The organism is Sediminibacterium ginsengisoli (assembly GCF_900167075.1).
Classification (GTDB): domain Bacteria; phylum Bacteroidota; class Bacteroidia; order Chitinophagales; family Chitinophagaceae; genus Sediminibacterium; species Sediminibacterium ginsengisoli.
The window spans coordinates 216,065-241,798 of the sequence record NZ_FUWH01000002.1 but is presented as its reverse complement, the minus strand read 5'-3'; the positions used below and the strand labels follow the sequence as shown (position 1 = coordinate 241,798).

The following is a 25,734-nucleotide window of genomic DNA, read 5'->3' as shown; positions in this document are numbered from 1 at the left end:
TCCGGATAACAAGGGCCATCCTATACCCGGCACAGGGTATTTATTCATTAGGTTCATAAATACCGCACAGAGGGTATGGCCGATCAGTGATTTTATTTTCATTTTTGAAAAAACTCGATACTTCTCATCTGCTTACGACTACTGATTATGAGAAATAGAACAGGCTCCTTCCTGCTTTTACTGTTTTTGTGCTGCGTGAATGATCTTACGGCACAGACTGTCATCAATGCCGACAGTCTCAGACAGGCGCTGCCTTTGGCCAGACATGATACGGTACGGCTTCGCATCCTTCAGCAATTGTCTGTTTATTATTACCGTGGCGCGCGAAACCTTGATTCTGCAGTTGCGTACACCAACAGGTATATTACAGGTGCCAAAGGTTTTCCCGCACTTGCCCGTCCTGTTGCAGAAGCTTATAACCGGCTCGGCATTATCCGTTACCAGCAGGGAGAATATGAAAAATCGCTCGAAGCTTTCAGGAACCAGTACCGGCATGCCTTGCAATACAAGGACAGTCTCAATATGTCGAATGGAATCAATAATCAGGGCAATGTATATATTGAGAAAAGAGACTATACCGAAGCGCTGAAATATTATAACGAAGCTTTACAGATCAGGAGGGCCATCAGAGATAACAATGCCGTGGCACAAAGTCTTGCCAATATAGGTTTCATTCATAAAGACCTTGGCAACTACGAAAAAGCAACAGATTATTTCCTGCAGGCATTAAGGGTATTTGAGCAGATGAATGATGAACCGCGCACCGCAGATGTGTACAATTATCTTGGCACTGTAGCCATTATGACCAAAAGGTTCGACAAAGCCATCGATTACAGCAAACAGGCGCTCCGGATACAGGACAAACTCAGCCTGCCCAATAAAGGGATCAGTCTGATTTCTTTGGGAACAGCTTATGCGGAAAAACAGGATTTTGAAACAGCCCTTGCTTACCTCCTCCGGGCCAGAACGCATTATACGCCTCTCAACGATAAAAGGCAGCTGCTTCATATTACCACCAATCTTGCAGAAGTATACTTCCGGAAAAAGGAATTCGGGCTCGCTGAAAAGCATTATCTCGAAGCGCTTCAGCTGGCAGGCAATATCGGCAACAGGCGTTCTGTATCTACCTATTACCTGGGGCTGGCACAAGCGTATATCGAACAGCAAAAATTTACTGCCGCCAGGACGGCTATCGACAGTGCCGCAGTAAGTAGCCTGAAAAGCGGGAATAATGCAGAGAAGAAGCAGTATTATGAGATAGAATCCAAATATTATGAAGCCATCGGCAACCTGAAGCAGGCACTGGAACAGTACAGGTTATTTGTAGAAGCAAAGGATTCTTTACTGAACACCGAGAACAGCAAAGCCATTGCAGATCTCAATATCAGGTATGAAACGGAAAAGAAGGAGCTGAAGATATTGTTACTGGGCAAAGCAGACTCCATCAAAAGCCTGCAGATCAGTAATCAGCAGCTGGAGCTCACCAGGAGCCGGCTGGTGCTGGCAGATGCACAACTTGCAATTGCCAATAACGAACTCGAAATAAAATCGCAGGAACAGCAGATCCTTCGCCAGCAGCTGGATTCCACCCAAAAGGAAAAAAGTATCCAGTCGCTGAAAGAGTTGTCACGCATCCAGTTGCTGGAACTTGACAACCAGAAGCTGCTCGTTGCCAAACGGAATATCTGGATCGGCATTATTGCGCTCATGTTCCTTTCCGCATTATTGCTGGGTTATAGTTTCTACAGCCGCTACAAACGCAGGCAGGAAGCAAGATTACAGGCCACGATCCTGCAGCAGCAGGAACTGGCATCGAAAGCCGTGATCGAAGCGGAAGAGAAAGAAAGAAGCAGGATAGCCACCGATCTGCACGACGGCGTAGGCCAGGTAATGAGTGCTGCAAAAATGAACCTCAGCGCCATGGAGGGAGACCTTGCTTTTGCAGACCCATCCCATCGCGCAGCTTTTGAAAAAGTAGTTGCCATGATCGATGAAAGCTGCAAGGAAGTGCGGGCAGTTTCTCACAACATGATGCCGAATGCCCTGCTCAAATCCGGGCTTGCCAGCGCCGTGCGTGAATTCATCAACCAGATCGATGACCGCATCATACAGATCAACCTGTATACGGAAGGCTTGCAAAACAAGCTGGACAGCAATACGGAAACCGTACTGTACAGGGTGATACAGGAATGTGTGAACAATGTGATCAAACACGCTCGTGCGAATCACCTCGATATTTCACTATTCAGAGATGAAGATGGATTATCCGCCACCATTGAAGACAACGGGGTCGGTTTTGATCCGCAGGTGCAGAGAGGTAATGAAGGCATCGGCATGAAGAATATCCAAACACGTATCAGTTACCTGAAAGGAACAGTAGAATGGAATTCTTCGCCCGGCCAGGGAACAGTGATTGCCATCCATGTACCGCTTGCAAATTCCTTATAGTTTTACTTTAACGCTGCCTGTACCGCTGCAGGCGAGACAACGGCTGTAGCTGCCGAAAGATAAAGAGCGGTTCCCGTATTTATCTCTTTCAACCTGGCCGCCATAAACTGTTGAGTGGATCTTTCCTGAACCAAAACACTGCATGCACATGGTACTGGCAGAACCGCTGTTACCCTGGGCAGAAGCTGACGCTCTTGCATTTGCGGTAGCAGATGCAGGTGCCGGCTTAATCACGGCTTTACCATTTACGATGGAAACACTGGCTCCGTTGGTAGCTGTATAAACGCCGTTGTATTCTTTATCGTTCAGATAAGTTCCGGTATACTTTGTGCCATTGGCAAATGTATATACGCCTTTGCTCTTTTCGTTGTTGGTGAAAACTCCTTCATAGCGGTCTCCGTCTGCAAAACGGAAAATGCCTTTTCCGTGTCTTGCCCTGTTCACAAATTCACCGGAGTAAGTATTACCGCTGCTGAACCGGTAAGTACCGTTACCCGTTACACAATCCCCGCTGATGCAGTCAGGATCATGGCCTGACACTTCCTTAAAATCCTTTGCATCTACTTTCGCTGCGGCGTAATCCACTTTCACACCATTGTTATAATATACCTGTTCTTCTTTGCCGTTTTTATATTTTACAATCCCCTTGCCATTTTCCACACCTTTGGTAAAGTGTCCTGTATAGGTATAATCGTCATAGACCATCACTCCTTCCCCATCGGGTTTCCCATCCGAAAAATCGCCTTCATATACGCACCAGCCGTAATCATATTTACCTTTTCCGTTCACACAATTGCCTGATTTGCACTGCGCGGAAAGGTGCAGCGTGCAGGAACATAATGCCAGGCATAAGAGATACGATTTCATCTGTAATATTTTATGTTTGAGATTCTCATTATTACGGCGTTTTAACTGCAAGTTCTTTCGCCTTCCTGTTATCAGCATCGGCAAGATCGTTTTTACCGGACTGTTTGTACATAAATGCGCGGAGGCCGTACATCACGGGATCCATGGCATATTCATTCACGGCAAGATTCAGTACCGCAATAGCTTCGCTGAACTTCTTAAGATTACCAAGCGCTGAAGCTTTTACGATCAGTCCGTCGTGATTGAGCTTTTCTACCGCCAGGCATTTTTCTGCTGCGGCAAGTGCTTCGGTTTCGCGATTCAGCTTCAACAGTACCGACCCTTTCAGCGCATAGCTGTTTGCATGGCTGCTGGTAACACCAAGCGCTTTATTCACGGCAGTTAATGCGGCTTCGTAGTTTTTGGCTGCATCCAGGCAAAGCGCCATTTCATAATAAGCGTCCATTATACCGGGCCCGATCTTTATAGCTGACTCGAAATCGGCCAATGCTTTGCGGCTGTCTGACTGATCTGCATATAAACGCCCCCTGTTATTATACGCGTAGTAATTCTTCGGATCGATCAGTATCGCTTGCGAATAATCGGCTTCAGCTTCAGGGTATTTTTTCATCGCATAATAGGCACGTCCGCGCATGTTATATGCTGGTGCAAACCGGTTATTCAAGGAGATGAATTTATCATAGTCTTTCAATGCCTGTTCATACCTGCCGAGGGAAAGAAAATCATTCGCCCGGTCATAGTAGCTCATCGCATAATCAGCATTCAACTGTATGCACTTTGAATAAGCACCAACAGCAAGCTGTATATTACCGATCAGGTCAAGTGCATTTCCTTTAATGGCATATACCTGGAAGAAGGACGGATCTTTCTCTATTGCTTTATCTGCCAATTGTAAAGCCTCAGCGCCTTTTTCCATAGCAAGTGTAGTCCGTGCCATTACCACCAGGAAATTCATATCCTCTTTACTTAACCGCAGACCTTTTATTCCTGCCGTATAGGCTTTACCGAGCTGCCCTTTATTGAGATAAAGATTGGCAAGTGCATTCAGGCTGTACAGGCTGTTGCTATCCTTTTCCACTGCTTTTTCAAAAAAGCCGATAGCATTGGAGAAATTGCCTTCACGGAAAGCCTGGGTGCCTTTATCTTCCAATTCATTCACGGTCTGGGCAGTCAGTATGAATCCTGTCAGCAGATTGCAGACAAACAGGGCAATAGATTTCATGTGATACATTTTGGTAAAAGTAGAGTCCTGCCACATGCCATAAATACCCAGTGCAGGGTATTCTGCAGCAGTCAGGCTCAGATACTTTTACACAAACAAAAGATCCATGAAATCGCTTACCGCCCTTTTTCTTTTAACCGTTCTGTTTGCAGTGAAAACACAGGCACAGCTGAAAAGCAGTACATTGGTCGACTCTTCGGGCAACTATATTGAAGAGATCGTGTACAACGCCGGCAGTTCACTGTTTGCCGTTTTAACCACCTGTAAGGGAGACAATAATTGTACAAATCTCCAGATCTACGATAAAAGCCTGGTACGCAAAGCCAGTCTTACCATCCCGGCCAGAGCAGACTGGATGGTATTCAACCCAGCGTCTACATTGCTGCTGGTTGGCGGCAGCGGTTATTCAAGCCGGAAAGGTTGTGTATACCTGTATGATATAACCAGCATTGATAACATCAAAACCATTTCAGGCCAGGTTGTAGACGACCAGATAGAAGCCGGTGCCTTTTCACCCGGTGGAGAAATGTATGCCATCAGCGCAGCGAAGGCAAAACAGATCCTGGTGTTCAACACTTATGATCAGTCGCTTTCTACAAGAATTGCGCTGGATGCAGCTGCGCCCAAAATCAGTTTTTTCAACAATGAGGAGATCCTGGCCAATATCGGCTATTCACAATTAGAACTGATCAATTTTAAAAAGCAGCAATCTCCGGTACGTTTCACTGCACCCAACGATCTCGGCATTAACGGTTTTTATATTGCCAGGCAGGGATACCGGATGTTAGTGAGCACCATGGCCAGAATCTACCTGTACGACCTGAAGCAGATGAAAGACATTGCGTATGAAAGAGTGGGGAAAAACAGGGATGCATCTTACAGAAGCACGTATGGAAAAGCCATTTCTCCCGACGGTAATACTGCCGTTATGATCTATGCGCATAAAGTGCTTGTGCTTTATAATGATTTCAAAAAAAACAGGGAGATAGATTTTAAACAAAGGCCGGGTATGAAAGACAGCTGGTACCGGTTCAGCAATATTACTTTCAGTCCGGATAACACCAAAGTGCTTTACAGTATCGGCAACCAGCTGTACGTATCAGATTATACTGACTGGGTTCCGGGTAAATAGCACCCGCAGGCAGGCATCATTTGTTCGAATAAAAAAACAGTCCGATTTAAAATAAGCGGTATTTTTATCCCGCTTATTTTAAACATGACCCCATTGATCCCCATTGCAATAGTTGATGATCACCAGATCGTGATAGACGGGATTGCGGCGCTGCTCGATAAACATCCAGCCATCGTTATCAAGGCCACGGCAACATCAGCAACAGATATGATCCGGCTGCTGAAACAGGAACAGGTATCGATCCTGCTTACGGATATCATGATGCCCGGCATGAGCGGCAGGGAACTTGCAAAACAGGTAAAGGAAGCATATCCGTCTATCCGTATACTGGCTCTCAGCATGAGCGGACAAGGAGATGTGGTGAATGAAATGATCAACGATGCCGATATTTCTGGTTATGTGCTCAAGAACATCAGCAAACATGAACTGATCCATGCGATCGAAAAGATCGCGGCAGGCGGTATTTATTTCAGTGATGAAGTATTGAATGAGCTGCAGAGATTCAGCAGTCAGCGCCAGGAACAGGAAGAAGTAAGGCTAACGAACCGCGAGATCGAGATCATTCAATTAATTGAAAAGGAGTTTTCCAATAAGGAAATAGCAGACACGCTTTTTATCAGCGAAAGAACGGTAGAGACCCATCGCAAGAATATCTTCCGGAAAACCCAGACAGGCAGCCTGCTGGGGCTTGTCAAATATGCTTATGAGCATAAGCTTATCAACAGGAGCAGCACTTCCCGTAAAGACGCTTAAAGTTTGAATGCGAGTCCGCCTTTGAAAAGCAGTGCACTTGAATTGGCAGAAGCTCCGGGTTGTTTCCAGCTGTTATGGGTAAGCTGGAATTCGAACAGGCCGAGTTTAAGACCGCCGCCCAGTTCATAAATGAAATTGCTGGATTTGGCATCGCTCTTAGAATAGCTCTGGATCGCTACCCCACCGTTACCCAGTACAAACAAAGGACCGATAATGTTCTGCCGGATCCCGATTTTTAAAGGATTTACTTTAAGTGTGCCGTTTGGAATACCGCTGAGGTTGCTGATATTACTGTAGGCCTGATAGCCGATGGTACCAACCAGCATGGTCTTTCCAAACCCGATACCGCCGCCGAATTCAACGGCAACGCCGTTTTTATAGGCTTTCTTCATTTCATCGTTGGAAGGCGATGCGTAAGCACCATTGGCAAACAGCAGTACCCTGGGGCGCTTCAGCAGCTGGGCGTTTGCAGTGGAAACAGAGTATATTCCGCAAAGTATAAGTATGGTTACTTTAATGATGTTCCGCATGACTATAAATTAGGATGTAAAGAAAATGATTTTCCGATAAAAATCAGGCCAGGCAAGATATTAAAAATAGGTCGAATATTTATAGCAGCTATAACCTTTAATCGTTACATGAAGCAAAATTCAACAGAAATGACTTATTTCGCAGAATAATCTGAATCTCAAATATGTTATCGAAAAAAACACAATATGCCTTTAAAGCGCTTACCTTTATGGCCGAGCGAAAGCAGGAAGGCCCTGTTTTGATAGCAGAGATCGCAGAAAAAAAGAGAATTCCCCTCAAATTTCTTGAAAATATATTGCTGGAACTGAAGAAAGCCGGATTACTGGAAAGCAAAAAAGGAAAAGGCGGCGGTTATTTCTTCAACCAGGAACCTCACAAGATCCCCCTAGCACTTGTGATGCGGCTCATAGAAGGTCCGATTGCCCTGCTGCCTTGTGTAAGCCTGAATTTTTACGAGAAATGCACCGACTGTAACGAAAAAAAGTGCGGACTCAACAGAGTGATGATCGAAGTAAGGGATAATACCCTGAAAGTGCTCGAGAACAAAACCGTTGCAGACTTAGTAGCTGTATAAAGATTTTACAAATATCAAACCAAACCCATCTGTTATGAAAAGAATAGCATTACTGCTGTTATGTTTGCCCTTTTTTAGTGATGCCCAGGTACTCGGCCTCGGCAAGAATGCTGTAAAAGTGAACCTGAGCTCACTCGTACTCAAAAATTACAGTTTCTCTTACGAAAGAAGTATCACCAAAAGAATATCGCTCGGGCTCGGTTTCCGAACACAACCAAAAGGAAGTGCGCCATTCCAGGGTACGCTTGAGAACATCATCAACAGCTCCGATGTAAATATCAGCCGTTTCCAGATGGGTAATACCGCCTGGACACCGGAAGTTCGTTTTTACCTCGGCAAAGGCAATATGAGAGGGTTTTATATCGCTCCTTATGCACGTTTCGCAACCTTCGACCTTACTGCCCCTGTAAAATACACAGCATCTCCGGGTGGCGGCGCTCCGGCAGTTACCAAGGAAGCTGATTTCACCGGTAAGATCAAATCAACCTCCGGCGGACTTATGATCGGAACCCAGCACAGGCTGTTCAAAGTGCTGGTACTGGATATCTGGATCATCGGTGGCCACTACGGAACCAGCAAGGGAGATCTGAACTTCGCTGCACCGCTGAATAACGATGAGCAGACAGCATTAAGGCAGAACCTGAACAAGATCGATCCTTCGCCATTCAAATTCACTTACAATGTGAACGCTTCCGGCGCACAGATCGCATCAGACGGTCCATGGGCAGGTATCCGTGGTGCAGGTATCAACATCGGTTTCCACTTCTAATTGCACCACATCATTGCATAAAAAAGCTGCGACAGTATCGCAGCTTTTTTATGCCTGTATCTTAGAGTTATTCCTGGTGTGGCAGGTTACGCAACATGTCTTCCGTCATTTTTGCAAGATTATATTCCGGTTTCCAGCCCCAGTCTTTACCGGCAACACTGTCGTCTATACTTTGCGGCCAGCTGTTGGCAATTTCCTGGCGGTAATCAGGTTTATAACTGATACTGAAGCCCGGGATATGTTTACCGATCTCTTCAGCGATCTCTTTAGGCGAGAAGCTCATGCCGGCAATATTATAAGATGTACGGACTTTGATCTTATCAGCCGGTGCTTCCATCAGTTCCATTGTTGCACGGATCGCGTCGGGCATGTACATCATGGGCAGGTAAGTATCTTCCTGCAGGAAACACTGGTATTTTTTATTTTCAAGCGCTTCATGATAGATTTCAACCGCATAATCGGTTGTACCGCCGCCTGGTGCCGATTTGTAACTGATCAGTCCGGGATAACGGATACTGCGCACATCCACGCCATAACGCTGGAAATAATAATTGCACCAGAATTCACCGGCATATTTACTGATACCGTATACCGTTGTAGGTTCAATGATCGTTTGCTGCGGACACATGATCTTGGGAGAGGTAGGACCAAATACCGCAATGCTGCTTGGCCAGTACACTTTATGCAGTTTCTCCTCCCTGGCAATATCGAGCACGTTCAGCAGCCCCTGCATATTCAGGTGCCAGGCCAGGTTAGGATTTTTTTCGCCGGTGGCGGATAAGATCGCGGCAAGCAGGTAGATCTGTGTAATGTTCTGGCGGATCACCTGAACGTGAAGCATCTCCTTATTCATCACATCGAGACTCACATAAGGTCCGGTGCCTTCCAGCAGCGGATTCTGTTCGCGGAGGTCGGAAGCGATCACATTATTGTTCCCGTATTGTTTCCGGAGCGCAAGCGTAAGCTCCACACCAATTTGCCCGGAAGCACCGATCACAAGTATTTTATCTTTCGTGACAGACATAAGCAATCATTTAATGAAGTGCAAAGAAACTTAAAAAAACGAGCACTTGTTAGCATCGTCCACCCGATCCTCACATAAAGGCGTGGCTAAGAGATTTAGACGTGAAGGCCATATAAAAAACTGTAATTTTGCATTTCAAATCAGACTTATGATCCCATCGTTTATAGCAGATCTGACACGTAACCAATCTTACGACCAGGACAATTTCTTCCTTATTGCCGGCCCCTGTGTGGTGGAAAGCGAAGACCTGGTAATGGAAGTAGCGGAGCGGGTATCAGGCATCTGCAAAAAGCTGGGCATTCCTTATATTTTTAAGGCGAGCTACCGTAAGGCAAACCGTACAAGTGCAGGATCATTTACCGGTATCGGGGATGATAACGGACTCGCGCTGATCAAAAAAGCAGGCGAGCGTTTTCAGCTCCCCACCACATCGGATATACATGCGCATGAAGAAGCGGCCATGGCAGCTCCTTATATCGATATTCTACAGATCCCGGCTTTTCTCTGCCGCCAGACCGATCTTCTCATTGCAGCGGCCGAAACAGGCAAGGTGGTGAATGTGAAAAAAGGCCAGTTCCTGAGCGGGCCATCCATGAAATTTGCAGTGGAAAAGATCCGCAAAGCGGGAAATGACAAGATCATCCTGACCGAGCGCGGTACCACTTTCGGTTACCAGGATCTCGTGGTAGATTATCGTAATATTCCATGGATGCAGGAGCAGGGTGTGCCGGTGGTGATGGATTGCACGCACTCACTGCAGCAGCCGAACCAGACAACAGGTGTAACCGGCGGAAACCCGCAGCTGATCGGCACTATTGCCAAAGCAGCGATTGCGGCGGGAGCAGACGGACTGTTCATAGAAACACATCCCAACCCGGCCGTAGCCAAAAGCGATGGCGCGAATATGCTGCAACTCGATCTGCTGGAGCCGTTACTGGAAAAACTGGTAAAACTGCGTAAAGCTGTTATCTGAGCAGACGTGGATCACAAATGGCGTAAAGGGTTACGGCGGCCGGCAAGGATATAATTCTTCATATTGATCCAGAAAGCAAGGATCATATAGATCACAACCGGCGATCCCATGGTCAGGAACGATATATAGATGAACCACATCCGTATACGCGAACTGGCAATACCCAGGCGGTCTCCTATTGCCGTACAAACGCCAAAGGCGCGCAATTCAAGAAATTCTCTGATTTTCTGCATAGTTGTACTGATAACGGGGAATTCACTTGCAAATTAGGAAATTTCCCTATTGAACCCGAATCCCCGGATTATTTAACATTCACTGCTATTTCCACGGGCAAACAGCATGACAAAAGTTTGACATTGTTGCTCCTTATCCTTCCTTTTTTTCGTAGATTTGCGCCTGTCAGAAACAGCATTGAGCGGCTCTGAATGATGGCGGGCTGATTCATGACGGGTAAAGACACATTAGAATTATTAAATACACAATTTCAACTTTTAGCTATGGCTTTTGACATTCAAATGATCAAGAAAGTGTACGCTGGGATGCCGGAAAAAGTGGATGCTGCGCGTAAGGCGCTGGGCAGACCGCTTACCCTGTCAGAAAAGATCCTGTTCGCGCATTTACATACCGACCAGCAACTGGCCGACTTTGAGAGAGGTAAATCATATGTAGACTTTGCACCGGACCGCGTAGCAATGCAGGATGCAACTGCACAGATGGCCCTGTTACAGTTTATGCAGGCAGGACGCCCAAAAGTGGCCGTTCCATCTTCCGTACACTGCGATCACCTGATCACAGCAAGAGTTGAAGCAGCAGCAGATTTAAAGGTAGCAACTACAGAAAGCAAAGAAGTTTATGACTTCCTCGCTTCTGTATCGGATAAATACGGTATTGGTTTCTGGAAACCAGGTGCCGGTATCATTCACCAGGTAGTACTCGAAAACTATGCATTTCCGGGTGGTATGATGATCGGAACCGATTCTCATACCGTAAATGCCGGCGGTCTCGGTATGATCGCGATCGGTGTGGGTGGCGCTGATGCCTGTGATGTAATGGCAGGTTTGCCATGGGAACTGAAATGGCCAAAGCTGATCGGTGTTAAACTGACCGGCAAACTGAACGGCTGGACCTCACCAAAAGACGTAATCCTCAAAGTGGCCGGAATCCTCACTGTAAAAGGCGGAACCGGCGCAATTGTTGAATATTTCGGAGAAGGTGCAACCAACATGAGCTGTACCGGTAAAGGAACCATCTGTAACATGGGTGCAGAGATCGGTGCAACCACTTCTACTTTTGGTTACGACGACAGCATGAGCCGTTACCTGAAAGCCACCGACCGCGCAGAAGTTGCGGCACTGGCAGATGGCATTAAAGAATACCTGAACGCAGATCCTGAAGTATATGCAGATCCTTCCAGATACTTCGACCAGATCATCGAGATCAACCTCAGCGAACTGGAACCACACCTGAACGGACCATTCACACCAGACCTGGCTACTCCTATCTCTAAAATGAAAGAAGTTGCTGCCGCCAACGGCTGGCCTACCAAAATTGAAGTAGGTCTGATCGGAAGCTGTACCAACAGTTCTTACGAAGATATCAGCAGGGCAGTAAGCCTGGCTAAACAGGTAGAAGCCAAAGGCCTCACTGTGAAAAGCGAATTCACCATCACACCGGGCAGCGAACAGGTACGTTACACCATCGAGCGCGACGGTTTCCTGGAAACTTTCAACAAGATCGGCGCCAAGGTGTTTGCCAATGCATGCGGACCTTGTATCGGTATGTGGGACCGTGTAGGTGCAGAGAAAAAAGAAAAGAACACCATCGTTCACTCTTTCAACAGGAACTTTGCAAAAAGAGCCGATGGCAACCCGAATACTTTTGCTTTCGTAGGTTCACCGGAACTGGTAACAGCAATGGCTATCGCAGGCGATCTGAACTTCAATCCGCTTACAGACACACTCACCAACGATAAGGGCGAACAGGTAATGCTGGATGCTCCATCAGGCGATGAACTGCCGGCAAAAGGTTTTGCAGTGGACGATGCCGGTTACCAGGCGCCATCTGCAGACGGCAGCGGTATCACCGTAGTAGTAGATCCTGCTTCCAAACGTCTGCAGTTGCTGGATCCTTTCGCGCCATGGGAAGGCACTGACCTCAAAGGTCTTCGCCTGCTTATCAAAGCAAAAGGAAAATGTACCACAGACCACATTTCTATGGCAGGTCCATGGCTGAAATTCCGCGGACACCTCGACAATATCAGCAACAACATGCTGATCGGTGCGCTGAACTTCTTCAACGATAAAACGGATAATGTAAAGAATCAGCTGGATGGCAAATACGAACCGGTTCCTGCAACACAACGGGCTTACAAGGCAGCCGGCATCGGCACTATCGTTGTGGGTGATGAGAACTACGGTGAAGGCTCATCAAGGGAACACGCAGCAATGGAACCACGTCACCTCGGCGTAAGGGCGATCCTCGTTAAATCTTTTGCAAGGATCCACGAGACCAACCTGAAAAAACAGGGCATGCTCGCGCTGACCTTCAACGACAAGAACGATTACGATAAAATACTGGAAGATGACACTATCGATATCGAAGGTCTGACCAGCTTTGCACCGGGACAGCCGTTAACACTGGCACTGCACCATGCAGACGGTACTACTGAAAAGATCGTTGTGAATCATACTTACAACCAGCAGCAGATCGAATGGTTTAAAGCCGGCGGCGCGCTGAACATCATCAGGAAACAGGTAGCAGGATAATTCATATTCCGGCTTCAATCATAAAAGGATAGCGATCAACGCTATCCTTTTTTATTTACATGTGCCGCATGATATGTAACTGACATTCACATTTTTTTATCCTTTGATAATCCGCCATCCGTCAAATACCCGCTATCTTCACTGCCTTTATTCACCCTGCTTTTTTCAAATCACATGACCCTCAAGATCGTAACTGTTGCAGCCCTCGCCACATTTGAAGTGTACGCCGCCATACCTGCCGGCTTTGCATTCGAACTTTCACCCTGGATCATTTTCCTTGCCAGTGTTACCGGCGGGCTCGTTGGCGTATATGTAGCTGCATTCCTAGGCGACAAAATCAAAAAATTCATTGCCAGATACCGCAAACCCAAACCCAAAGAAGAGAAACCACCAACCGGCCTCATCTACCGCATCTGGGATAAATACGGAACAATTGGCCTCGGCTTTATCGGAACCATGACCGTTGGCGCACCCGTAAGCATCGGTGTAGGTGTAGGCTTCAATGTACCGCTCAAAAAATTACTTGTCTGGTGTTGCCTCGGCGTTGTGGTCCGTTGCGCTTTGTTTACTACGTTGGGACATTATGGGATGAAGTTGTTGTAAAGTGTAGTGAGGGCGAAGTGAGGGACACCTGCGGCGTGGGGAGGGCGAAGTGAGGGACGCCTGCGGCGTGGGAGAGCGAAGTGAGGACCTTTGAAGCAAGTGCGGCTATAGAAAGATCGTCAACACTTCAGTAATCATCGCATCTTACAGCATCAACTTATCCATCCTCACTTCCACCTACCTCCTCCTCACTTCGCCCTCACTCCCCTCACCCCAAACCACCCTACATCGTCTGATCATCCGCACTCGGCCCGTAACTGCCAGGAATAGGAATATCAAGCAAACGAAGGTATACGCCCAACTGAGCACGGTGGTGAATGAGCTGCGAAAGGGAAATGCGAATGAAATCCTTTTTGGATGATGAGGAATAGATCTCTTCGCCATTACGCAGGATCCATTCAGGCCAGAGGTCGGCATCGGTAGCTTCCTGTAATGCTTTACGGCCATTTTCGAGTGACCTTTCAAAATAGGCGAGCAATTCTTCTGTGCTGTTGATCACTTCAGGCGTGTATGGATTGTTGGAGAAGTCGAGTTCGGTGGTGTGCAGTACCATATTTACCCATTCCGGCAGTTCTGCGATATGCGTTGCCAGACGGATCAATGTCATGCTTTTGGTATGCGGCTGCCAGTTAAATTTGGCAAGCGGCACCAGCGCCAGCATTTTACGGGTTGTTACAGCTTCTCTTTCAAGTTCTCCGAGGAAAGATTCAACAAATGTCATTGTGGTTGTTTTTGGTTAATACCACAAAGAAAAAAGGGGCCACTGACAGCCCTATGGCAGCCGGTTTTTCCTTTTGAAAAAAAATTAATAACTAACCGGAAGCTGTTTCATATAATCGCCCAACGGCATGTGCTCTTTGATGCGGAAAGGCTGCCCCGTTTCAGTAACGGTTGTGATCCGCTGTACTTTAAAATCGCGGTATTGATGACGCATGTGACACCAGCCGATGAGATGCCAGCTGAATGCATAAAAGATCAGTCCGATCGGCTCAACATTCCTTTTGCTGGCCTCTTCGCTGTTGTTGGTATAAGTAATATGTACGATCTGCCTGGCGGCAATAGCATGTTGCAAAGTGGCCAGGTGATCTGCATTATTATATATTCTGTCAGGCACCTGCAACCTGATATTTCCGGAAAGCGCTTCCATATTGTCTTTCTGACCGGTGCGCAATACGGCTTTCACTTTATGGAGCGCAGAAGAATAATGGGTTTTAATGGATCTGTCTGCAAAGCCGGCAACCAACGCCTCCGTCAGCAATAATGCATTCGCTTCTTCTGTTGTAAAAGCTACGGGCGGAAGAAAATATCCCTGCACAATAAAATAACCTTTCTGCTGCTCGAAGCTGACGGGAATACCCGATTCGCAGAGCGCCTTAATGTCGCGGTAGACTGTTCGCACGCTGATGTTGAACCTGTCCGCTATTTTCTCTGCCGGCACATATTTCTTCGCCTGCAATAACGTTAGCATGCTGAAGAGCCTGTCGATCCTGTTCATGGCTGTAACTGATTTTGATGATCCTTGCGCTTACAGTTTGCGGATGCGGATATTCCTGAACCAGGCCTGCCCACCATGATCCTGTAATGCAATATGCCCCTTTGCAGCCATGCCATATCCTGCTGTATTCTTCCACTTTCCGTTCATTTTCTGTTGTTTCCAGGCATCGCTGTGAAATTCATATTCAGCTACTTTTTTATTATTGAGCCAGTGTTCAACATGATTGCCTTTTACGATAATCCGGGTTTGATTCCATTCGCCTGCTTTATTGGCCGCAGGTTCCAGGGGTGGATTCATGGCATAGTTGGCACCGGTTTTCTGCCAGGCTTCCAGTTTCCCGGGGTAGCCTTCGTCATCAATCAGTTGGTATTCCGGTCCGCTTTCATAAGATGAAGGATATTCTTCGGTTACCCTGTAAAGTATCCCGCTGTTTGCGGCAGGTGCTATTTTCCATTCCAGTTCCAGTTCAAAACTGTCGAACTCTGCATCAGTGATCAGGTCGGCATGTGTTATTCCCGCCCCGGTATTTCCTTTACAATAAAGCGTTCCATCGCTGACGAGCCAGGATGTGGCAGGTTTATGCTGGTATGTACGCCAGCCGGCCAGGGTCTTTCCATCAAAAAGACTTGTCCATTCGCCTTTTTTCTGGGCATTCAGTCCGCATAACAGCAGAACAGACAGACATAAAAGGGAAAACTGTTTCATAAGGCTATTATTGAGGTAATGAAGATAAGGAAGCTTATGCGCCTGAGCATGGAAAAAATGCCTTCCTCCTACTATTGGGCACATTGTCATAATTTTGTGCTATGAAGCAATTCAATGTTCCCTCAGGTTACCGCAGTACGCTCATCAGCGGTATCAAGAACAGGCGTAAAGAGCAGGATAAGCTGAAAAAAGATTTTACGCCTACCCTGCTCAACCTGGGCCCGTTACAGATTTACCTGGCCAGGCATTTTGGTTTTTGCTACGGTGTGGAGAACGCGATTGAGATTGCATTCAGGACCATTGACGAGAATCCCGGCAAAAACATTTTTCTCCTGAGCGAAATGATCCACAACCCGCAGGTAAATGCGGACCTGCAGCAACGCGGGGTTAAATTTCTCCAGGATACTTATGGCCGGCAGCTGATCCCTTTTGAAGACCTTACCGGCAATGATGTGGTGATCATCCCCGCTTTCGGCACCACGCTCGAAATTGAAACGCTGCTGAAAGCCAAAGGCATTCCTACCGAGAAATATGATACCACCTGCCCTTTTGTTGAGAAAGTATGGAACAGGAGCGAGCAGATCGCCAGGAAAGGCTACAGCATCATTGTGCATGGCAAACCCAAACATGAAGAAACAAGGGCTACATTCTCACACGCGTCCAGCCATACGCCAACAGTTGTGGTAAACGATATGGAAGAAGCTGTTGAGCTGGCGCGATATATCACAGGCGAAAAACCTGCCGAAGCATTTTACACCGCTTTTGAAGGCCGTTATTCACAGGGCTTCTCCATTGAAAAAGATATGGAACGCATCGGAGTTGTAAACCAGACAACGCAACTGGCCAGTGATACCCAGGCCATTTCCGACTATCTCAAACAGGTTTTTATAGAAAAATATGAGCTCAGTCCTGCCAATATCAGCGACCGGTTTGCAGATACGCGTGACACACTCTGTTACGCCACAAACGATAACCAGACCGCTGTAACAGCCATGCTTGAAACACCGGCAGACCTTGCCATCATTATCGGCGGCTATAACAGCAGCAATTCCTCTCACCTGGTAGAGCTTTGCGAAAGCAGGTTACCGGCTTATTTTATTGATGCGGCGGATAAACTTATCAGCAGGGAAACCATTCTGCACCGCAACTGGCGCACCAAAGAACAGCTGCTCGTAAATGGTTATCTGCCGCAAAAGGAACCGCTCAGGATCCTCATGACCAGCGGCGCGAGCTGCCCGGATGCTGTAGTGGAATCCGTGATCCGTCAGCTGGCATCTTTTTATGGCGTGGAAGATCGTATACAGCCATAAATGATCTTATACCCGGAGATTTAAGCTTTTCTTACCAATAAGCTTCCCGGAAAATTTCCCTGCGGTGAATAATACAGTAAATTAGAGGTACATCTTCGAACCTGTTAATCTTGCTGTATGAAAAAAGCCGCAGTTCCGCAAAGGATAAAGATCGCTTTATTGCTTGCGATGGTGTTTATCCTGGTTTTTGCGAAAAACCGGATGGATACGAAAAATGTATCCGCACTCGGACATTCCTTTACTTCCGTTTATGAAGACAGGCTCGTGGTGGAAGGTTATATCTTCCGCATATCCCATCTTCTCTACCAGAAAAAGATCCATGCAGATGAGATCACAGCAGGTACGTACCCGTTAGATAAAGCCGGAACACAAAACCGTGAAATAGAAACGCTGCTGACCAGTTATGCCAAAACCAAACTGACGCCCGAAGAAGAAACGCATTTCAAAGCCCTGACCGACAATATTCATTTTGCCCTTGCAGCTGAAAAGCAGTTAGCTGACCGGAAAGACAATTCGGCAGGCATAACTTCAGTTTTCAACAAATCACTCGAACAGGCTGAATACCAGCTGCATCAGTTATCGGGCATACAGATCAAGGAGGGGCAGCTGATGAATGACCATTCCAAACGTGTAATTGCAGGTTCAACACTGCTGACACAGTTTGAGTTGGGTATGCTGGTGATCCTCGGCCTCACCATCCAGGTGATGATCTTTACGGGTAAGACTGCCAAACAGCCTTTTCCTGAAAATCCGCAGCTGAACTGATATTTTCAGCCGATTCGCTGTATCTTCACGCTATATAGCTGAAGCTATCGACCAATATCCGAACCGTCTATTCCCCTGCAAATGTTTCAGAAAGTTCTTTTTTCTCTTACTGTGGCCGTTTTTTCCGGCCTGATCATTTTTATCATTACTTATTTTATATCCTGCGAGATCTATCAGCCAAATGAAACGGGTCCGCGCAAAAGCCTGCTGTCAACACGCCAGATGCAGGTATCCCTTGCCGTATCCTTTGCCACACTCTGTTTAACTTGCTGGGGAATGATGGTAAGATTCGACAAGATCAAAGCCTGGCTCGGCTCCAAACTGCACGGCTGATTACCGGCAAATTCTGCCTGCTTACCTTGTGTTGCCACAAATGGCAGACCGCTTGCTTAATTTTGATCAAAAGCAATCGGGGCATGAAGAATAAGGCAAGTACGATACTGGCACATGTTACAGGATGTCTCGTGTTCCTGCTGTTACCCGTATTGTTTTCACCAGGGCCGCAAACATTCAGCGAAACCTTACAGAACTGGCATACCCGCCGCGACCTGCTGATCGGAGCTCTGTTCCTCGGGATCTTTTACCTGAACCTGCAGGTGCTGATCCCCCGATTCTACTTCAGAAAGCGGTATGTAGTGTTTGTACTGCTCCAGGTAATCTGTCTGCTGGCAGCAATCTTTATTGCCAGCAAACTGGTCCCGAACGAATTTGCCGTCATGCGCAAAGCAATGCCACCCGGCGGAAGGTTTATGCCTGGTAAAATGATGCGCAACCGGGAAATGATGCGCGGGTTCGGGCCGAGAAGAAATGACAGCTCCTGGCAGTCCCTGCTGTTTGAAATGTATCACCATCTTTTTCTTTACCTGGTGATGCTGTTCTTTGCAATGACCATCCGGATCAACCGGCAATGGGAAAAGGCAAGACAGGAAAAACTTTCTGCAGAACTGTCTTATCTTAAAGCACAGATCAACCCGCATTTCCTGTTCAATACGCTCAACAGCATTTATGCGCTTGCAATAGACAAATCAGATCAGACGGCCAATGCTGTTATCAAACTGTCTGAAATGATGCGGTATGTGTTGAATGAGGCTGACAAGGATAAAGTACCACTTGATAAGGAGCTGGCTTATATCCGTGATTATATCGAACTGCAGGAAACGCGGTTTGCAGGTTCTGTCCCCATCTCCTTTGTAATCTCGGGAGACACGGACAACAGGGTGATCGCTCCGCTGATACTGATCCCCTTCGTGGAAAATGCCTTCAAGCATGGTGTGAATGCGGAAGAAAATTCAGATATCAAAATCGATATCGCCATAACCGACAACAGCCTGCAGATGGTGGTCATCAACAATAAGGTGACCATCGCCAGGAACAGGGAAGAACACAGCGGACTGGGGATAGAGAATACAAAGAACAGGCTCGAACTTATCTATCCCGGATCCCATGTATTGAAGATCAGTGATGAAAAGGATCGTTTTATTGTTTCACTCATATTACTGCTCGCATGATAAAAGCTATCGCCGTAGACGATGAACCGCTGGCATTGAAAGTGCTTGAAATGTTCTGCTCAAAGACCGATTTTATCGATCTCCAGCGAACATTCCATATGCCCAACGAAGCGTTGCGTTTTGTTCAGCAATCTCCTGTAGACCTGATCTTCATGGATATTAATATGCCTTCTATTTCGGGTATAGATCTCTACAAAGCCATTGAAAAACAAACCATGGTGATCTTTACCACTGCTTACAGTGAATATGCTGTGGAGGGGTTTAATGTAAGCGCTATCGATTACCTGCTGAAACCTTTTACACAGGAGCGTTTCATGACCGCTGTTCAGAAGGCCAGAGATTACTTCAATTACCAGAACGAAAAAGGAAAAGGCCAGGATCAGCATATTTTTATACGTGCCGATTACCGCCTGGTAAAAATCAGCCTGAATGACATCCTTTTCATTGAAGGACTGGACGATTATCTCAAAATACATTTATTGGGCCAGAAACCGATTGTGGCACGTATGACGATGAAAACAATACTGGAAAAACTGCCTGCATCACAATTTATCCGTGTGCACAGGTCTTACATTGTTCCGTTGCAGCGTATAGAAAGCATCCGCAATAAAAACATCACTATCAATAATACAGAGATCCCGATCGGCAGCAGTTATGAAGAACAGTTCTTAAAATCATTCAACAGGTAATTCCTGTAACAGCGTAAATAAAAATGGCCTGCAGTGCAGGCCATTTTTATTTACTATTCTTCACTTGTATTCTTCAGTTTTCCGAGCAGGGAATAACCATTGCCGGTTACCAATTTTTGTTTCAGCCAGTCAATACCCGGCTGATCTTTCAGTTCTACATAACCATTTTGCCGCGAGCCGGTTTCCACCTGCTGCATCATAAAATGATGCGTGTCTTTCACCAGGAAAACATATTCCTTCCCTTCATAACGCAATACCGTTTCTTCCGGAACAGCTATGGTTGGCTTAGCCTCGAGCCGGAAAGTACCGGTAAGGAACATACCCGGCAGGAGATCGTGGTTTTCGTTCTCGAAATGACAATGCACCAGGCCGCTCCGGTCGTCTTCAACATTCCTTGTTACCATCAGCACTTCCACTTCATATTGTTTACCGGGCTTATCGGCTAAGGCTACCATTGCTTTCATGCCTTTCCTGATCTGGTTGATATCCTTTTCAAAAACGGTAAGCGCTGCATGTATATCGTCCGGGTTTACCAGTTCGAAAAGCACGTCCGACGGATTTACATATTTACCGATGTTCACATTCACCCTGCTCACAAAGCCGGTAATGGGCGACCTGAGACTAATGGTTCTTGAAATATTTCCTGTATTCAGTTTTTCGGGATCGAGCCCTACAATACGCAGTTCTTCATCCAGTGCTTTGATCATCACCTGTTGTGTCTTGAATTCACTGAGCACCTGCTGGTAACTTTTTTTGCTGGTGGCATCATTGTCGCTCAGCTCTTTCTGACGCTGTACATCACTGGCAAGGAATTCCATTTTGGCTTTTGCTACCAGGAAATCCTGCTGCAGCTGCACATAGGCTTTATCCTCCATGGTAGCGATCACTTCGCCTTTCTTTACTTCCATACCTGGCAGCAGGTGTGAGTTTTTAAGATAGCCTCCTAACGGGAAACTTACAGATACCATGCTTTGCGGCGGCACATCTACCTTACCATTCACACGTATGGTACCATGCAGGGCCTTCATTTCAGGAGAGGCGATAGTCAATGCTGCATTTTTAAGCTGTGCATCCGTTAATGTTACATTGTTCTCAATAACAGCTTCCGATCCGTTTGCAGATTCAGCTTTCTTTTTTGTACCGCATGCTGTGAGCACAATCAGTAAGCAGATAAATATATACTTCATAATTAGTTGGTTGTATCGTTGTTTAACAAATAATCCAGCTCGATCTCCGCCAGCTGTATTTCTTTTAAAGCTTCCAGGTACTGCGTCTCAATGCTGATTGCCTGACTGAACAGGTTGCCCCATTCGATATAGCTGATCTGTCCTGCGCGGTACTGTTGTTCAGCTGTGCTGATCATTATGGCAGATTGTTTCAGACCATCCCTTCTGTAATATGCTGCCACGCCTGCATATTTCTGTTTTTTCCGTAACGCATTGTTCATTGCTGTCTGTAATACCAGGGCAGCTTTACCGGTATTGGCTTCCTGCAGGGTTTCATTGGCTTTGGCCGCTTCTACCGCTGCTTTACGTGCTTTGCTGAATACCGGCAGCGACAATCCAAGGGTTACGGACGAAAAGCGGCTGCCTGCGTTGAAGTAGCGTTCACTCTGGTCTTTGTATGCCTGCCAGCCTATGATAGACTGATTATTATATCCGATTGTCCATTCCGGTTTCAGTCTGGTCTTTTCAAGTGCAGTTTCAGCCGCAGCCCTTGCTTCCAGCTGTTTCTGATATTGAAGCTCCGGATGAAGCCGGAGAAGTGCCGTATCATGCACACGTTCTTCAGCTGACAATGTTTCTGAAGGGACTACCGTTTTTCCCAACCTTGCGAGCAGCTCAAGTTCTGCCTGCACCATTGCAATATCGCCGGCATTCATATCCAGCTGCAGGCGGCTCTGGAATGCATAATGGTCCAGGGCAGTTTTTTCAAGCAGGTTACTTTCGCCTTTTTCAAAACGCAAGGCGGCAATCTGCTGGTAACGCTTATAAATACTGTCTGTTCTGTTCAGCAGTTTTTCGCGGGCAAACAGGTATTGCAGATCGAGATATAATTGCTGCACCAGTTTTTTAAGCTCTGCTTTTTTAAGCAGTGTTTCTGCCTGTGCCGATGCCAGCCAGGTTTGCAGTACAGACTTGTAACTTCTGTATGTACCAGCCGCATTCAAAGGTTGTACAACAGAAAACCGTGAATCGAAGTTGAAACTGTTATAGTTACCTAATTCCGTAGAGAACTGGGTTTTGGGTATTTGTCTTGCTGTTTGCTGCTGCAGAAGATAGTATTTTTCCTGAAGCCTGCTTACCTGCATGGTTTGTGCATTGGCGTATGCGCTGTTCAATACTTCTGTAAGACTTGTTCTGCCTGTTGCAGGAGCCTGACTGAAAGCAGCGCTGCCAGACAGCAGCAACAACAGTATTACCAGTGTTTGTTTCATGGGGATCCTATTTTTTCTTTTTTCAAAAAGCAGGTATAAGGCCGGCAATACAAATAAGGTGAGCAATGTAGCCGATACAAGTCCGCCAATCACTACTGTAGCCAGCGGCCGCTGCACTTCTGCACCGGGACCATTACTGATGGCCATAGGCAGAAATCCAAGCGAGGCTACAGCCGCCGTCATCAGTACCGGCCGCAGCCTTTCTTTTGCAGCGAGAAGTATAACATCTTTCAAGGAGAGTTCAGCATCGTCTTTTTTACGGTTCATTTCCATTACCAGTACAATCCCGTTCAATACAGCTACTCCGAACAAGGCGATAAATCCTACACCTGCGGAAATACTGAATGGCATACCACGCATCCACATCGAAAACACCCCTCCGATAGCCGATAAAGGAATGGCAGAAAAGATCAGCAGGCAATACCTCAGTTTCCGGAATGCGAAGAAGAGCATCAGGAAGATGAGCATCAGTGCAACGGGCAATGCAATGCTCAATCGTTTTGTAGCATGCTGCAGATTTTCATATTGTCCGCCATAGGTGATATGATAGCCCGGCGGCAGTTTCAATGATTTTGTTTTTTCGGTCAGTTCATTAACGATACTCTGCACATCACGCCCTCTTACGTTGAAACCCACGGTGATACGGCGTTGTGCATCTTCCCGCTGGATCTGGTAAGGACCATCTTCAGAAGATATGCTGGCCAGTATATCCAGCGGCACCTGGCCACCACCGGGCAAGCCAACCATCAGGTTGCCGATCTGCGCTGCATCTTTTTTCTGAGTGCTGTCGAGCCTGATCGCAAGATCAAATCGGCGATCGCCTTCAAACACCACACCTGCAACAGCGCCGGCATAAGCAGCCTGGACGGTATTGTTGATATCGGCAATATTTGCACCGTACCTGGCAATGGCTTCCCGGTTATAACGGATCACTACCTGCGGCACGCCCGTTACCGTTTCAACATACAGATCGCGCGCGCCATCAATTTTACCGATCAGCGTACCGAGCTGGGTGGAATAAAGCGCCAGGCTGTCGAGATTATCGCCGAAAATCTTGCAGACCACATCCTGTCTTGCACCCGTCATCAACTCATTAAAACGCATTTGCACCGGGAACTGGAAGCCTGTTGAAACTCCGGGAACTTCTTCCAGTTTACGGCTCATTTTTTCTGCCAGTTCATCATAGCTATCTGCATTCGTCCACTCTTTTTTGTCTTTCAGGATCACCATCATATCGGCCTGTTCCATCGGCATCGGATCTGTAGGGATTTCGCCTGAACCGATCTTTGTAACAACTTTCTCCACTTCGTGGAAATTATCCAGCAACACTTTGGCTGTCTGCTGTGTGGCATTGATGGTTTTAGTAAGTGATGATCCCGGCAGCAGTCTGGTTTCAACAGCAAAATCGCCTTCTGCCAGTTTAGGTATGAACTCCCCGCCGAACGTTGTCATCAGCGCAACAGATAATCCGAACAATACCATTGCCGAAGCAACGATAATGCGCGGCCTTTTCAGGCTGCGGCTCAATGCTGCGTGGTACCAGCGCTGTAATTGCTTCATTACGCGATCGGAAAGATTTTCCTTATGACCCGTTTTGCGGCTGAGACAAAGTGCGCTCATCATGGGAACATAAGTAATAGAGAGCAGGAACGCCCCGATGATGGCAAAAGAAATGGTCTGCGCCATCGGTCTGAACATTTTCCCTTCAATGCCCTGCAGCGTAAGTATCGGCAGGTAAACGATAAGAATGATCACCTGCCCGAAAACGGCCGCATTCATCATTTTACCCGCCGCATGTGTTACTTCACGGTCCATTTCTTTACGGTTCAGAAATGCAGCACCGAGTCTGCCGCTGAGGCTTAACCTGTGCATCACGGCTTCCACAATGATCACCGCACCATCTACCAGCAATCCGAAATCAAGAGCCCCGAGACTCATGAGGTTGCCGCTTACCCCGAAAAGGTTCATCATGATCACGGCAAAGAGCATGGCCAGCGGTATCACCGAAGCTACGATCAGCCCTGCACGAAGGTTTCCGAGGAACAGTACCAGCACAAATACTACGATCAAAGCACCTTCGATCAGGTTCTGCTTCACGGTTCCGATCGCGTTATCAACCATTTTGGTACGATCGAGGAATGCTTCAATGATCACACCTTCCGGCAGCGAACGTTCGATGGCTTTTATTTTTTCCTTGATGCTGGTGATCACTTTTCCGCTGTTCTCCCCTTTCAGCATCATTACAACAGCACCGGCAACTTCACCTTTGTCGTTATAAGCCGTAGCCCCGTAACGGATGGCACTGCCGGCCTTCACGGTTGCCACATCCCTTACCAGCACCGGTATGCCGCTTTTGCTTTTGCTTACCACTATATGTTCTATATCGGCCAGATTGCCCACAAGCCCTTCCGTACGGATGAACAATACCGACGGCCCTTTTTCAATATAGGCACCGCCGGTATTACTGTTGTTCTCATTCAATGCGCGGAATACATCGCTGATGGTAAGGCCGAAGCTCTTCAGCCTGTCGGTATTTACTCCTACTTCATATTGCTTCAGTGCGCCACCGAAGCTGCTTACTTCCGCTACGCCTTCCGTACCCAGCAGTTGTCTGCGTACGATCCAGTCCTGGATGGTTCGCAGGGTTGTGAGATCATATTTCCCTTCGTAACCCGGTTTGGTCCTTACTACATACTGGAATATTTCACCGAGCCCTGTTGTTACCGGCCCTAATTCGGGCGTGCCCATTCCCTGCGGGATCTGTTCTCGTGCCTGGGCCAGTCTTTCATTTACCTGGGTTCGGGCCCAGTAGATATCTGTTTCATCATTGAAAACAATGGTAACGAGGCTGAGCCCGAAGCGTGAAAAGCTCCGCTGCTCAATGATGCCCGGTATATTCCGGGTAACCTGTTCCACCGGGGCGGTAATAAACCGTTCCACATCCGGGGCACCGAGGCTTGGTGCCGGCGTAATAATAACAACCTGGTTATTGGTAATATCCGGCACTGCGTCGATAGGCAGTTTCATCAGATCCCTTATTCCCAGTATAATCAATACAAGTATAAACAGGCCCACCACCATTTTATTGGCAGCTGAGAACCTGATCAGTCTGTTCAGCATGTAAATTCAGTTAAAAGGTACAATGCATGACGTATTGCTCTCTT

23 protein-coding genes are annotated in these 25,734 nt (G+C 47.0%); 13 read left to right on the top strand and 10 right to left on the bottom strand.

Translation table 11 applies throughout. From position 1 onward, the window contains the following. Positions 1-147: 147 nt before the first annotated feature. A complete protein-coding gene (locus tag B5D42_RS04150) occupies positions 148-2,448 on the top strand; it encodes a tetratricopeptide repeat protein (protein ID WP_078830182.1) in 2,301 nt (766 codons plus the stop codon). Here the strand turns inward: B5D42_RS04150 and B5D42_RS04145 are convergent. Together B5D42_RS04145 and B5D42_RS04140 are read right to left on the bottom strand one after the other, a co-directional pair. Further along, positions 2,443-3,315 (bottom strand): MORN repeat-containing protein, encoded by an 873-nt coding sequence (locus B5D42_RS04145; RefSeq protein WP_176112897.1) that lies wholly within the window; start codon positions 3,313-3,315, stop codon positions 2,443-2,445. The two genes, B5D42_RS04150 and B5D42_RS04145, sit on opposite strands and share 6 nt — an antisense overlap. A gap of 31 nt (positions 3,316-3,346) precedes the next feature. After that, entirely contained in the window at positions 3,347-4,537 is a 1,191-nt protein-coding gene (locus B5D42_RS04140) for a tetratricopeptide repeat protein (RefSeq protein WP_176112896.1), read from the bottom strand. Positions 4,538-4,643: 106 nt separating this feature from the next. Between B5D42_RS04140 and B5D42_RS04135 the strand changes: the two genes are divergently transcribed. Together B5D42_RS04135 and B5D42_RS04130 are read left to right on the top strand one after the other, a co-directional pair. Next, complete coding sequence (locus tag B5D42_RS04135) at positions 4,644-5,669, top strand: WD40 repeat domain-containing protein (protein WP_078830179.1); 1,026 nt, start codon at positions 4,644-4,646, stop codon at positions 5,667-5,669. An 84-nt stretch (positions 5,670-5,753) separates the two neighbouring features. Beyond that, positions 5,754-6,422 (top strand): response regulator, encoded by a 669-nt coding sequence (locus B5D42_RS04130; protein ID WP_078830178.1) that lies wholly within the window; start codon positions 5,754-5,756, stop codon positions 6,420-6,422. Here the strand turns inward: B5D42_RS04130 and B5D42_RS04125 are convergent. Next, positions 6,419-6,952 carry a hypothetical protein gene (locus B5D42_RS04125; RefSeq protein WP_078830177.1) on the bottom strand — a complete coding sequence of 178 codons (534 nt, stop codon included), beginning with the start codon at positions 6,950-6,952 and terminating at the stop codon, positions 6,419-6,421. The two genes, B5D42_RS04130 and B5D42_RS04125, sit on opposite strands and share 4 nt — an antisense overlap. Before the next feature lie 164 nt (positions 6,953-7,116). Here B5D42_RS04125 and B5D42_RS04120 point away from each other — a divergent pair, with 164 nt between their 5' ends. Together B5D42_RS04120 and B5D42_RS04115 are read left to right on the top strand one after the other, a co-directional pair. Next, a complete protein-coding gene (locus B5D42_RS04120; protein WP_078830176.1) occupies positions 7,117-7,527 on the top strand; it encodes an RrF2 family transcriptional regulator in 411 nt (136 codons plus the stop codon). A 34-nt stretch (positions 7,528-7,561) separates the two neighbouring features. Next, on the top strand, positions 7,562-8,296 hold the full coding sequence (locus tag B5D42_RS04115; RefSeq protein ID WP_078830175.1) for a DUF3575 domain-containing protein: 735 nt from the start codon (positions 7,562-7,564) through the stop codon (positions 8,294-8,296). A gap of 67 nt (positions 8,297-8,363) precedes the next feature. On the opposite strand, the gene B5D42_RS04110 is transcribed toward B5D42_RS04115, so the two are convergent. After that, positions 8,364-9,320 carry an NAD-dependent epimerase/dehydratase family protein gene (locus B5D42_RS04110; RefSeq protein WP_078830174.1) on the bottom strand — a complete coding sequence of 319 codons (957 nt, stop codon included), beginning with the start codon at positions 9,318-9,320 and terminating at the stop codon, positions 8,364-8,366. A 148-nt stretch (positions 9,321-9,468) separates the two neighbouring features. Between B5D42_RS04110 and kdsA the strand changes: the two genes are divergently transcribed. Continuing rightward, a complete protein-coding gene (gene kdsA / locus B5D42_RS04105; RefSeq protein ID WP_139366976.1) occupies positions 9,469-10,293 on the top strand; it encodes a 3-deoxy-8-phosphooctulonate synthase in 825 nt (274 codons plus the stop codon). A gap of 11 nt (positions 10,294-10,304) precedes the next feature. Here kdsA and B5D42_RS04100 read toward each other — a convergent pair whose 3' ends face one another. Continuing rightward, the gene (locus tag B5D42_RS04100; RefSeq protein WP_078830173.1) at positions 10,305-10,526 is read right to left on the bottom strand and encodes a PspC domain-containing protein; all 222 of its coding nucleotides are present in this window, start codon (positions 10,524-10,526) and stop codon (positions 10,305-10,307) included. 264 nt (positions 10,527-10,790) lie between these two features. Between B5D42_RS04100 and B5D42_RS04095 the strand changes: the two genes are divergently transcribed. Together B5D42_RS04095 and B5D42_RS04090 are read left to right on the top strand one after the other, a co-directional pair. Further along, on the top strand, positions 10,791-13,058 hold the full coding sequence (locus B5D42_RS04095; protein ID WP_078830491.1) for an aconitate hydratase: 2,268 nt from the start codon (positions 10,791-10,793) through the stop codon (positions 13,056-13,058). Between the two features lie 174 nt (positions 13,059-13,232). After that, entirely contained in the window at positions 13,233-13,661 is a 429-nt protein-coding gene (locus B5D42_RS04090; protein WP_078830172.1) for a small multi-drug export protein, read from the top strand. 223 nt (positions 13,662-13,884) lie between these two features. Here B5D42_RS04090 and B5D42_RS04085 read toward each other — a convergent pair whose 3' ends face one another. The 3 genes from B5D42_RS04085 to B5D42_RS04075 form a co-directional block, all read right to left on the bottom strand. After that, complete coding sequence (locus tag B5D42_RS04085; protein WP_078830171.1) at positions 13,885-14,382, bottom strand: DinB family protein; 498 nt, start codon at positions 14,380-14,382, stop codon at positions 13,885-13,887. Between the two features lie 84 nt (positions 14,383-14,466). Beyond that, positions 14,467-15,156, bottom strand: a complete 690-nt coding sequence (locus tag B5D42_RS04080; RefSeq protein ID WP_078830170.1) for a helix-turn-helix transcriptional regulator — start codon at positions 15,154-15,156, stop codon at positions 14,467-14,469. A 30-nt stretch (positions 15,157-15,186) separates the two neighbouring features. Further along, a complete protein-coding gene (locus B5D42_RS04075) occupies positions 15,187-15,861 on the bottom strand; it encodes a 3-keto-disaccharide hydrolase (protein ID WP_139366975.1) in 675 nt (224 codons plus the stop codon). 101 nt (positions 15,862-15,962) lie between these two features. On the opposite strand from B5D42_RS04075, the gene B5D42_RS04070 reads away from it, so the two are divergent. From B5D42_RS04070 to B5D42_RS04050, 5 genes are all read left to right on the top strand, one after another. Further along, a complete protein-coding gene (locus B5D42_RS04070; protein ID WP_078830168.1) occupies positions 15,963-17,171 on the top strand; it encodes a 4-hydroxy-3-methylbut-2-enyl diphosphate reductase in 1,209 nt (402 codons plus the stop codon). A gap of 117 nt (positions 17,172-17,288) precedes the next feature. Beyond that, on the top strand, positions 17,289-17,936 hold the full coding sequence (locus B5D42_RS04065) for an MCP four helix bundle domain-containing protein (RefSeq protein ID WP_078830167.1): 648 nt from the start codon (positions 17,289-17,291) through the stop codon (positions 17,934-17,936). 81 nt (positions 17,937-18,017) lie between these two features. Then, the gene (locus tag B5D42_RS04060) at positions 18,018-18,269 is read left to right on the top strand and encodes a hypothetical protein (protein ID WP_078830166.1); all 252 of its coding nucleotides are present in this window, start codon (positions 18,018-18,020) and stop codon (positions 18,267-18,269) included. 83 nt (positions 18,270-18,352) lie between these two features. Then, positions 18,353-19,444 carry a sensor histidine kinase gene (locus B5D42_RS04055; protein WP_078830165.1) on the top strand — a complete coding sequence of 364 codons (1,092 nt, stop codon included), beginning with the start codon at positions 18,353-18,355 and terminating at the stop codon, positions 19,442-19,444. Then, the gene (locus B5D42_RS04050) at positions 19,441-20,133 is read left to right on the top strand and encodes a LytR/AlgR family response regulator transcription factor (RefSeq protein ID WP_078830164.1); all 693 of its coding nucleotides are present in this window, start codon (positions 19,441-19,443) and stop codon (positions 20,131-20,133) included. Before B5D42_RS04055 ends, B5D42_RS04050 begins: the two co-directional genes overlap by 4 nt. Before the next feature lie 53 nt (positions 20,134-20,186). Here the strand turns inward: B5D42_RS04050 and B5D42_RS04045 are convergent, their stop codons facing one another. Both B5D42_RS04045 and B5D42_RS04040 read right to left on the bottom strand, forming a co-directional pair. Beyond that, complete coding sequence (locus B5D42_RS04045; protein WP_078830163.1) at positions 20,187-21,320, bottom strand: efflux RND transporter periplasmic adaptor subunit; 1,134 nt, start codon at positions 21,318-21,320, stop codon at positions 20,187-20,189. A gap of 2 nt (positions 21,321-21,322) precedes the next feature. Then, positions 21,323-25,690 carry a CusA/CzcA family heavy metal efflux RND transporter gene (locus B5D42_RS04040; protein ID WP_078830162.1) on the bottom strand — a complete coding sequence of 1,456 codons (4,368 nt, stop codon included), beginning with the start codon at positions 25,688-25,690 and terminating at the stop codon, positions 21,323-21,325. Positions 25,691-25,734: the final 44 nt, after the last annotated feature.